Origin of the sequence: uncultured Gemella sp. (genome assembly GCF_963529685.1) — a bacterium.
Classification (GTDB): Bacteria; Bacillota; Bacilli; order Staphylococcales; family Gemellaceae; genus Gemella.
The window spans coordinates 26,717-37,684 of sequence record NZ_CAUSAI010000013.1; the positions used below are offsets into that span (position 1 = coordinate 26,717).

Annotated in this window: 8 protein-coding genes; 7 read left to right on the plus strand and 1 reads right to left on the minus strand. The window is 32.8% G+C overall.

The window, feature by feature from the left end:
- Positions 1-163 precede the first annotated feature (163 nt).
- From RWS90_RS03450 to RWS90_RS03480, 7 genes are all read left to right on the plus strand, one after another.
- Positions 164-1,168 carry an ABC transporter ATP-binding protein gene (locus tag RWS90_RS03450; protein WP_314548646.1) on the plus strand — a complete coding sequence of 335 codons (1,005 nt, stop codon included), beginning with the start codon at positions 164-166 and terminating at the stop codon, positions 1,166-1,168.
- Positions 1,161-2,093: an ATP-binding cassette domain-containing protein gene (locus tag RWS90_RS03455; protein ID WP_314548647.1), complete on the plus strand. Its 933-nt coding sequence runs from the start codon at positions 1,161-1,163 to the stop codon at positions 2,091-2,093. Before RWS90_RS03450 ends, RWS90_RS03455 begins: the two co-directional genes overlap by 8 nt.
- On the plus strand, positions 2,093-3,058 hold the full coding sequence (gene opp4B / locus RWS90_RS03460) for an oligopeptide ABC transporter permease (protein ID WP_314548648.1): 966 nt from the start codon (positions 2,093-2,095) through the stop codon (positions 3,056-3,058). Before RWS90_RS03455 ends, opp4B begins: the two co-directional genes overlap by 1 nt.
- Before the next feature lie 14 nt (positions 3,059-3,072).
- Positions 3,073-3,978: an ABC transporter permease gene (locus RWS90_RS03465; RefSeq protein ID WP_314548650.1), complete on the plus strand. Its 906-nt coding sequence runs from the start codon at positions 3,073-3,075 to the stop codon at positions 3,976-3,978.
- A 458-nt stretch (positions 3,979-4,436) separates the two neighbouring features.
- Complete coding sequence (locus tag RWS90_RS03470; protein ID WP_314548652.1) at positions 4,437-6,245, plus strand: ABC transporter substrate-binding protein; 1,809 nt, start codon at positions 4,437-4,439, stop codon at positions 6,243-6,245.
- A 1,041-nt stretch (positions 6,246-7,286) separates the two neighbouring features.
- The gene (locus RWS90_RS03475) at positions 7,287-8,180 is read left to right on the plus strand and encodes a DMT family transporter (RefSeq protein ID WP_314548655.1); all 894 of its coding nucleotides are present in this window, start codon (positions 7,287-7,289) and stop codon (positions 8,178-8,180) included.
- A 77-nt stretch (positions 8,181-8,257) separates the two neighbouring features.
- On the plus strand, positions 8,258-9,322 hold the full coding sequence (locus RWS90_RS03480; protein WP_314548657.1) for an endonuclease: 1,065 nt from the start codon (positions 8,258-8,260) through the stop codon (positions 9,320-9,322).
- Positions 9,323-9,485: 163 nt separating this feature from the next.
- Here the strand turns inward: RWS90_RS03480 and RWS90_RS03485 are convergent, their stop codons facing one another.
- Complete coding sequence (locus tag RWS90_RS03485) at positions 9,486-10,685, minus strand: dicarboxylate/amino acid:cation symporter (protein ID WP_314548658.1); 1,200 nt, start codon at positions 10,683-10,685, stop codon at positions 9,486-9,488.
- Between the last annotated feature and the right edge of the window lie 283 nt (positions 10,686-10,968).

Sequence of the window (10,968 nt, forward strand, 5' to 3'; positions counted from 1 at the left end):
CTAAAAATTTTATAATATAGTATTATGCCATTTTTTGAAAAGTTATAATATATAAAACAAAATTATAATATAAAAAATATAATATAAAATGTAAGAAAATAAAAGAAATGAAGTTTAAATTTGTATTTATTATTGATGAAAGTTATTGGAAGGAGATAGGTGAATGGAGAAACTATTAGAGATTAAAAATCTAGAGACGGCATTTAGAATTAAAGATGATTACTTTAATGCTGTTGATAAAGTTAGTTTGAACCTATATAGAAACGAGGTATTAGCCATCGTTGGTGAGAGTGGTTGTGGTAAGTCTACATTAGCAACTACTATTATGCGTCTTCATAATGAGAATTTAACGAAGTCTACTGGAGAGATTATCTTCAATGGAAAGAATTTGTTAGACTTAACCGAGGGAGAAATGAATAAAATCAGAACAAAAGATATTGGGATGATATTCCAAGATCCTCTTTCTTCATTAAATCCATTACACAGAATTGGGAAACAAATTGAAGAAGCCTTAATTTATCACACGGAGTTAAGTGTGGAAGAAAGACAAAAACGTGTTATCGAGTTGTTGACACAAGTGGGTATTCCTAATCCAGAGCGTTGTTCAAAACAGTATCCGCATGAATTATCTGGTGGTATGCGTCAACGTGTAATGATAGCAATGGCGATGAGTTGTAAGCCAAGTGTTCTTATCGCAGATGAGCCAACTACAGCACTAGATGTTACTATCCAAGCACAAATCTTAGACCTTGTTAAAGGACTTCAGGCAGAAATGCACGCAGGAATTATCTTAATTACTCACGACCTTGGGGTTGTTGCTGAAATGGCTGATAGAGTAGCTGTGTTATATGCAGGAGAAGTAGTGGAACTTGGAACTGCTGAACAAATATTTAAAAATCCAAAACATCCATATACGCGTAGTCTATTACGTAGTATTCCTCAAATTGATGATGAGCAAGCTGATGAAGAACTTTATGTTATTCAAGGTATGGTTCCTTCTTTAAAAACTCTAGATAGACAAGGATGCCGTTTTGCTGATCGTATTCCTTGGGTAAATAAAGAAGAACATGAACACAACCCAACGCTACATGAGGTAGAAGAAGGACATCATGTGCGTTGCACATGTTATAGAAACTTTGAATTTGAAGGGGAGGAGAACAATGCTTAAAGTAGAAAATCTAAAAGTATATTATCCTATTCGTGGTGGATTTTTCAATACGATTAAAGATTATGTTTATGCAGTAGATGGTGTTGATCTTGAAATAGAAGCTGGAAAAACTTATGGGCTAATTGGAGAAAGTGGTAGTGGAAAGACTACTGTTGGTAAAGTAGTTCTAGGTTTAGAAAAAGCAACAGATGGGCAAATTATCTATAAAAACGAAGATGTTACTAAAAGAGCATCTCGTAATAAAATTAAATATAATCGCGATGTTCAAATGATTTTCCAAGATGCAATGTCTAGCTTAAATCCGAAAAAACGCATTGTTGATATTATTGCTGAACCTATTAATAACTTCGAAAACTTAAATGAAGAAGAAACTAAAAAAAGAGTTCTAGAACTTCTTAATATCGTTGGTATGGGCGAAGATGCTTTGTATAAATATCCATTTGAGTTTTCAGGTGGACAACGTCAACGTATCGGGGTTGCTCGTGCTATTGCATGTAATCCTCGTTTAATAGTGGCTGATGAGCCGGTGTCTGCACTCGATCTTTCAGTTCAAGCACAGGTTCTAAACTTTATGAAAAAAATTCAAAGAGAATTTAATATAAGTTATCTATTTATTTCTCATGACCTTGGTGTTGTTAAACATATGTGTGATTACATTTATATTATGTACCGTGGTCGTATAGTAGAACGTGGAACTCGTGAGGATATTTACAACAATCCTCAGCATATTTATACAAAACGTCTTATTGCAGCTATTCCAAGTACAAACTTAGATAAAGCTAAAGAAGTAAAAGAAATTAGACAAGCTGTTGAAGAAGAGTATCAAAAACATTACAATGATTATTTCGATAAAGATGGAAGGGTATATCCACTTAAAAAATTAACAGATACACACTATGTAGCGATGAAAGGAGGAGAAGTATAATGTGGAAAGTAGTTTTAAAACGTTTTTTAGTAATGATACCACAGTTGTTCATCCTTAGTATACTAGTGTTTGGTTTAGCTAAGCTTATGCCTGGGGATCCATTTAGTGGTCTTGCAGAAAATCCAAAGATTTCTCAAGAGCAAATTGAGGCGATTCGTCAAGCGAGTGGATTCTATGATCCTTGGTATCAACAATATCTAACTTGGTTGAATAACTTTATCCATGGGGATTTCGGTTTGAGTTATACTACTGGTAAGTCGGTTGGGACACTTTTAGGAGAAAGAATTTTCAATACATTTAACCTGTCATTATTTACAGCATTATTAATGTATTCAATCGCTATTCCTATGGGGATGTATGCAGGACGTTATAATGGTTCTAAATTCGATAAATTCGTAAACTTTTATAACTTCTTCTTCTTAGCGATACCATCATTCGTATTATATTTATTTATGATTGCATTATTCGGTTTCGGTTTAGGATGGTTCCCAACAAGTGGATCTGTGGATGTTAACCTTGATCCAGGGACATTCTCATACTATATCAATAAACTGCAACACTTAGTTTTACCGGGTATCTGTTTAGCGTTATTATCAACGGTATCAACTGTTCAATATTTACGTAATGAAGTTATCGATGCGAAACAAAGTGATTATGTAAAAACAGCGCGTTCTAAAGGTGTGCCAGTTAATAAAGTTTACTCAGGGCATATCTTCAGAAACTCTATTTTACCAATCGCAGCATTCTTCGGATTCTCTATTACTGGATTATTCAGTGGTGGTATTTTCGTAGAAACGATTTTCGGTTATCCTGGAATGGGACAATTATTCTATCAAAGTATTCAAGATAGGGATTATAGTGTAGTAACAACATTAATGCTATTCTCTGGTTTCTTAACACTACTTGGTAGTACTCTAAGTGATATTATCATGGCAATTGTTGACCCACGTATTAAATTAGACTAGGAGGAAGTTGAACAATGACAAAAGTAAAAGAAGAAAAAGTTATAACTAAGACTCCTTCTGGGTTTTCAGTTGTAGCTCGTGAGTTTAAAAAAGATAAAGGTGCCTTTGCAGCATTAGTTACGTTAAGTGTTATTTTAGTATTCGTAGTACTTTTCAATATTTACATTCGTGTAAGTGGAGTATATAGTACATATTTTGATGTCGATTTATTAAATATTTTCTTAAAACCTGGTGAGGATGGATTCCTACTAGGTACAGATGTTGGAGGTCATTCAGTATTTGGCTGGCTAATGATGGGGATGCTTAACTCGATTCTTATCGCAGTAGCGGTAACAGTATTAACTATCGGATTTGGTACTGCAGTAGGATTAGTTATAGCATATTATGGTGGACGTGTTGATAATATTGTAATGAGACTTGTGGACTTTATGGTAATTATCCCAACACTGATGGTAATCATCGTATTCGTAAGTATCAAACGTGATTATGGTCTTGTACTGTTCATCTTGATATTATCAGCATTCGCGTGGATGAGTTCTACTCGTTTAGTACGTAGTAAAGCTTTATCAGAGTCACGTCGTGATTATGTATTAGCTTCAAAAACTATGGGAACACCTGATTGGAAAATTATGTTACAAGGCATTCTACCAAATATTAGTTCTATTATCATAGTAGAAGCTACATTGTCATTAGCAGCTAATATGGGTATTGAGGTAGGTTTAACATATCTTGGATTCGGTCTTCCAGCAGGAACACCAAGTATTGGTACTATGTTATCTTACGCAAAAGATGCAGACGTACTTATTAATAAAATGTATATTTGGTTACCAGCAGCTCTGTCTATTTTAATTATAGTTTTATGTATTAACTCTATCGGTGGTGCATTAAGACGTAGTTTAGATGCTAGACAAAGATTATAATATTAAAAAGGGGCTGCTCCGAAAGCCCTAAATTTTAAAAAAAGTTTATATTAAAATTCATAGATGTAGTGGTTTATTGGTATCTAAATTCGCTTTATAAAAACTTTTTAGTATCTAATAAACTTTATGGGAGTGACTTGGCAAAATTGATTTTTGAGTCACTCCCAATTTTATAATTATAGATAATTTATATTTTTTTAATACGTTAAAAAGCAGAGATATATGAAGTAAGTTGTTAATACATTCTATAAATAATATAGGGTTAATTGTAGAATTGATACAGAAAATTAAGATTGTTTGCAAAAATTGAAAGTTAATATCTTCTAAAATATCTAATAAATAGAAAAATAACGTAAAATTTTCTGACAATTACTTGACTTGAATAATTTATTTTGATATAATTGCTAAATATAATATTAAAGAAAGGCTGTATACCATACAGCATGGAGGATAAGATAATGGAAAAGAAAAAAATGTTAAAGGTGGTTAGTTCGGCTATGGCTCTCACAATGTTACTTGCGGGATGTTCAAGTGCAAGTAACAATAAAGCGAGTAAAGGAACAAAAGCGGCTGTTGAATTCAAGACGGCAGTAGAAAATGGTGGGAATGCACTTAGTGGTCAACAATTAAAAATCGGTATCGCTTCTGCAGATCCATTAACGGGGATGTTTAACCCAGTGTTTGCTTTACAGGCAACAGATAATGATGTAATGAAGTATACAATGAATGGGGCTTTCCCGCTTGATGGTGCAAACCGTCTAAAACAAGATGATAAAGAAGCACCAGTTATGTTCCACGTAGATCGTGAGAAAAAGGAAGTTACATTAACTATTCACAAAGATCTTAAATGGAACAATGGAGAAGATGTTAAGGCAGACGATATCGTTGCGACTTATGAACTTATGGGGAATCCTAAGTACACTGAAAATGTTCGTTATAGTGATGAATTCGAAGTAATCGAAGGTATGAAGGAGTATCACGAAGGAAAAGCAAAAAATATCTCTGGTGTAGTTAAAAAGGACGACAAGACTGTAGTACTTAAGTATACAGAAATTAAGCCAGCATTATTATGGGCTAATGGATTCATTGGAGAATTCCTAAACAAAGCCCAAGTAGAAGCTGCATCAAAAGACTTCACTAAATTTGCTGAAGCTGAATTAAATAAAAAACCATTATCTTATGGACCATATTACTTAGACAAAGTAGTTAATGGGGAAAGTGTATTAGCGAAAGCTAACCCTCATTTCTACAAAAAAGCTGATGTAAAAATTCCGGAAATTCAGTTCAAAGTTGTATCACCAGCTCAAGCGAGTGCAGTTCTTAAAAACGGTGATGTAGATTTAATGGATAGATTAACTACTGGTATTTGGGATGCTACTAAAGATGCGAAAAACGGATCAATCTTAGGAGAATCTGACAGATATATTTCATATGTAGGATTCAAACTAGGTAAGTTCAACAAAGAAAAAAATGAAGTAGAAGTAAATCCAAATGCAAAAGCTGCAGATAAGCGTGTACGTCAAGCATTCGGTTATGCGGTAGACTGGGATCAAATCAATGAAAAAGTTTATAAAGGATTACGTTTCACACCAACAGGATCTGGATTCTATCCACCGAGTGTTAAAATGTTCCACAACCCAGAAGGCGAGAAATATACTAAGAACGTAGAAAAAGCGAAAAAACTTCTTGATGAAGCAGGACTTAAAGATACAGATGGAGACGGATTAAGAGAAGATAAAAATGGTAAAAAACTTACTTTCAACTTTGCTATCCGTAACACAGGGCAAGACTTCGATCAGACGTTAGCAGATACATTCGTTAAATCTTGGAAAGAAGTAGGATTAGATGTTAAATTAGTAGACGGTAAACTTATGGCATCTAAAGATTGGTCACAACGTGTACAAGCAGACGATCCAGGAATCGACATCTTCCAAGGAGCGTGGGCATTAGGAAGTGATCCTAACGCAGGTGGATTAGTAAGTAAAACAACACCGCTTAACTTACAACGTTACATAACTGAAGAATTACAAAAATCATTAGACGCAATGGGAAGTAGCGATATGTTTGATGATGGTAAACTTAAAGAAGCATACCAAAAATTCGATAAACAATTCAGAGAAGAAGCTGCATGGTTACCATTCAGTTGGCAACAATCTATGACATGGGTTAACAAACGTGTTAAAACATTCGATTTAGAGAAACTAAAAACTGGTGAGCAAACAATCTACAAGTTAGAATTAACTGCAGATGCACCAGCGAAAAACTAATCTAGTTTAGGAATGAGATTTAGCTAAGGGAACTTAGTTGAATTCTCCCTAATAAACTTATATTTCATTTTATTTTCAATTAATTAGGGAGTGACTCAAAAATTATGGTTTTGTAGAAGTCAATTTTGGCGAGTCGCCCCCTCGCAGTTTATTAGGTTTCAAAAGAGCTTTTATAAAGTGATTTTTGAAATCTATAAACCGTTGTGGTTAAGTATATTTTATAATATCTTATACTTTTACTCATTGTATAAGGAAGTATAATGAAAAACTGAGTAATATTAATTATAATAAAGTTAGAGACAGTTACATAAAAATAATATAGGAAGTTGGATTTAGATCTGCGTAAATGTTTTGAGTAAATAACATTTTTTAATAACTTTCATATATTAGTGTATATAAATTAATGTATATAAAATTTTAATAATAGAAACAAAGTATAATGTTGTGGGCAACAGTGTGTATACTTTGTTTTTTTGTATGAACATAGTGTTTGACGAGTTATAATACGACATGGATGACTATGGTTGTCTATGTCGTTTTTTAATGCGATAGTAATCTTTAGGGGATAAAAGTGTTGATCCAAAAGATTTAAATTTTAACAAAGTTTATAAGAGAACTTATAGTCGAAGAGATTTATTACTATCTAAATTCACTTTATAAAAGATAGTGTATAATATTTTGTGTAAACAGAAAAGTCAAGAAAAGTTGAAAAAAAGACATAGAAAAAAGAGACTCCTAGGTGTAAAATAAAGTTAACCACAACTCATTACGAAAGGAATCTCTCATGAATAGTAATAACACAAAATTAGTAAATGCACTACTAAAAGCATTTTAGATATTTAATAAATTTTATGTGGATGACCTTACAAAATTGATTTATCTGAAATCATGATTTCTAAGTTAATCAGTATTAGTAAAAGGTGCTAATAGTTGAAATTTTTCAAAATAACATATAAAATTATAAAAGTGTAAATTTATTTATTGATGATAAATAATGTTTTTATCTTAAAAAATTTATAGGAAAGGTGTATCGATGTATTAATGAGAAAATTTATTTCAGAATTATTATTAATAATCGTAACGATTATTTGGGGGCTGGCTTTCATTTGGCAAAATATAACGAGCAAGGTATTAGGGCCATTAACAGTAGTAGGAATAAGGTCGGTAATTGCGGTAGTTTTTCTAGGTGGTGTTGCAATGTTAGTACCTAGTTTATATAAGAGTCAAGATCCGAAAATGTTAGCCGAGCCAACGACGAAAAAACAAAGTTGGTTGCTTGGTGGAATTTGTGGAATAGTATTGTTTTTTGCGATGTATATTGCTCAAGTTGGTATTGGTATGACAACTGCGGGCAAAGCTGGATTTATTACAGTTTTATATATATGTATAGTACCATTTATCGGAGTGTTCTTAGGCAATAAACTTAATAAGTTCTTTGTAGTGGGGTTGATTTTATCTGTAATTGGATTTTATTTCTTATCTGTAAAAGAAGAGATAGCGTTAGAGACTGGAGATCTTATTGTTTTGGTTAGTGCAGTTCTATTCGGGCTTCATATTATTGTTATTGATTATTCGGCTGTTAGAGTTAACTCAATGTTCTTATCGCTTGTTCAATTAATTGTTGTATCTGTGTTGAGCTTAGTTCTTGCAGTATTTAAGGAAACAATAATTTTTTCGGATATTATGAGTGTTGTGTGGCCGTTATTAGGGATAGGTGTATTATCTAGCGGAGTAGGGTATACTTTACAAATTGTTGGCCAAAAAGATGTTCCACCTCATACAGCATCTTTAATATTGAGTTTAGAGTCTGTTGTAGCTGCAATAGGAGGAGTGCTTATCCTTGGGGAACACATTGGTATAAGAGAAGGAATCGGTATGTTTATCGTATTTGCAGGAATTATCGTGTCACAATTACCAGACAAGAAGAAAGATTAATAGTTTATAATGAAAATTATTAGGGAGTGACTCGGAAATCGCGATTTTATAGAGTCCCCTTTTTTATGAGGTTGATGATGAAAAAAATATTAAAATTTATAATAAGTTTGTTGTTAGTAGGGGTATTAGGCTTTTTAGGTTTAGTTGGGTATTTGATGGCTACTGAATATAGCCCGAATGGAGTTGAAAGTTTGCCGGTAACTAAGCAGGGTGCTTCAGAAAGTGCAAAGTTAGGGACAGAATATAGTGCCCTTAACTGGAATATAGGATATGCTGGTCTAGATAAGGATGAAGATTTCTTCATGGATGGTGGAAAAATGGTACTGCCACTAGATAAAAATCATGTTGAAGATAATTTGAAAAATATTACAGAAATAGTTAAAAATGAGAAAGCAAATGTTAACTTTATCCAAGAAATTGATGAAGATTCAAAGCGTAGTTATAATATTAATCAGGTTATAGCATTCGATGAAAAATTAGGCTTAAACAGTATTTTAGCCTATAATTTTAAAGTTAGATATGTGCCTTATCCATTGCCTCCACTAGGGAAGGTGAAAAGTGGTATATATACTGCGACTGATTTCAAAATAGAGAGTGCAAGAAGATTCCAAATGGCAATTCCATTTACATTTCCTGAAAGACTAGCTAATTTAAAACGTGGATTTTCTGTTATTTATACGAAAATAGAAAATAGTGATAAGTATTTGATATTAATTAACGCTCATCTTGATGCTTATGATAAGGGAAATTCTGGAAAAGTTGCTCAGACAAAACAACTTCTTGAGTTTATCGATTATGAGTATAAGAAAGGTAATTATGTGCTAGTTGGAGCAGATTTTAATCAATCGTTAAAAACTCTAACAAAAGATGAAATTAATGTTGTACCAGAAGAACTTTGGCGTGCTGAAAATTTTGATAAGAGTTTATTACCGAGCGGCTTTAAGTTAGTGTATGATGAAAGTCGCAATTCAGCAAGACTTAATAATAAACCTTATGTAAAAGATAGTGAAGGCACATATGGTTTCATTATCGATGGGTATATTGCGAGTGATAATATAGAAGTACTTGGAGTAGAAACTCTAAATCAAGAGTATAGATATAGTGATCATAATCCAGTAAAACTAAGATATAAACTTAAATAGAATAATGGAAGCGGCTTGGAGATTAAGTTCAAAGAGTCGCTTTTTTTGTTAAGTTTATTTGACAACCTACTGTTTTAGATACTTGTTTTTTGATTGTGGTGTGAGAAAAAACCTCAACGTATATGAAAAAAATCCCACAAACTCACGTCTGTGGGGTTAGTTTTTATGCTTTTTGATTTACATCTTCTTTGAAGAAGGCTTTGTTAAGTCTGTCAACAACAGCTGATAAAGCTCCGTCTCCTGAGATGTTACATGCAGTTCCAAAGCTATCTTGAGTGATGTATAATGCGATCATTAGAGATAACATGATTTCATTGAATCCAAGAACTGATTGTAATAGTCCAAGAGCTGCCATAACTGCACCACCTGGGACACCAGGAGCAGCTACCATTGTTACTCCAAGAAGAAGAATAAATTTAACCATAACTGCAGCTGATGGGAATGTAGCACCGTGTTGTAACCAGAATACTGCAGATGCACATGTAGTTAATGTAATTGTACTTCCTGATAAATGAATAGTCGCAAATAATGGAATTGTAAAGTTTGCGATATTTTTATCAACGCCCATGTTTTTAGTGCTTTTTAGTGTTACTGGAATAGTAGCGGCTGATGATTGAGTACCAATTGCCGTCATGTATGCTGGTAGAATATTAACAAGCATCTTAAATGGATTTTTCTTATTAAGTGTACCTGCAAAAGTATATTGAGCAAGGATAATTATAAAGTGTAAGATAATAATTAGAACGAATACCATAGCGAAGATTTTTAAGATTTTAAATACTTCACCAGAAGCGGTAATGTTCATGAATACACCTAGGATGTAGAAAGGAAGAAGTGGAATAATTACTGTAGCAAGTAATTTTTCTATAATTTCTCCGAAGTCTGCAAATCCTTGTTTTAATCCTTCTGATTGTGTTGCAGAAATCCCAATTCCTAAGATGAATGAGATAATTAATGCAGTAGTAACATCAAAAATCGGAGTCATTTTAAACTCTATAAATGGTTTTAACATTAAGTCTTCTGGATTTTTGAATGTTTGTAATGTGGCATTAGCTAAAATGTTTGGTAATACAGCTTTAGCTGTTAGGAATGCAAATGTTCCTGCGATAATAGTAGAAATATATGCAACACCTGTTGAAAGTCCAAGTAATTTTCCAGCGTTGTTAGATACTTGGCTGATACCTGGTACGATAAATCCTACGATAATAAGAGGGATTGTGAATCCTAAGAATGAGCTGAATATTGATGAGAATGTTACGAAACCTCTAATAAGGGCAGTAGGAAGAGTGCTTCCTAAAATTATTCCCAGTGCGACAGCTAATATAAGTTTTGCTATTAATGGAATTCTTTTATAATAACTCATAGTTTGATCTCCTTTTTGTTGTATTTTTTAAAAAGACATGTGTCCATTATACAAGAAAAAAACTTATTTGTAAAGGGGAATAAGATACATTTAATAAAAAAACTTTGAAAAATTTTAAATTTTCGGAAAATTTAAATGATATAAAAAGAGAAGCAACTTGAAAACATCATTTCTAAAAAAGATTATTTTCAAGTCGCTTTTTTGTAGTTATTAGATTAATTTGAATAAATCATTTAAGTTCTCAGCCATTGTTGGGTGAGTGAAGATTTGATCTCTGATGTAA

Coding starts and splice junctions, on each gene's coding strand:
- RWS90_RS03450 (WP_314548646.1), top strand. CDS start 164: ATGGAGAAACTATTAGAGATTAAAAATCTAGAGACGGCATTTAGAATT.
- RWS90_RS03455 (WP_314548647.1), top strand. CDS start 1,161: ATGCTTAAAGTAGAAAATCTAAAAGTATATTATCCTATTCGTGGTGGA.
- opp4B (WP_314548648.1), top strand. CDS start 2,093: ATGTGGAAAGTAGTTTTAAAACGTTTTTTAGTAATGATACCACAGTTG.
- RWS90_RS03465 (WP_314548650.1), top strand. CDS start 3,073: ATGACAAAAGTAAAAGAAGAAAAAGTTATAACTAAGACTCCTTCTGGG.
- RWS90_RS03470 (WP_314548652.1), top strand. CDS start 4,437: ATGGAAAAGAAAAAAATGTTAAAGGTGGTTAGTTCGGCTATGGCTCTC.
- RWS90_RS03475 (WP_314548655.1), top strand. CDS start 7,287: ATGAGAAAATTTATTTCAGAATTATTATTAATAATCGTAACGATTATT.
- RWS90_RS03480 (WP_314548657.1), top strand. CDS start 8,258: ATGAAAAAAATATTAAAATTTATAATAAGTTTGTTGTTAGTAGGGGTA.
- RWS90_RS03485 (WP_314548658.1), bottom strand. CDS start 10,685: ATGAGTTATTATAAAAGAATTCCATTAATAGCAAAACTTATATTAGCT.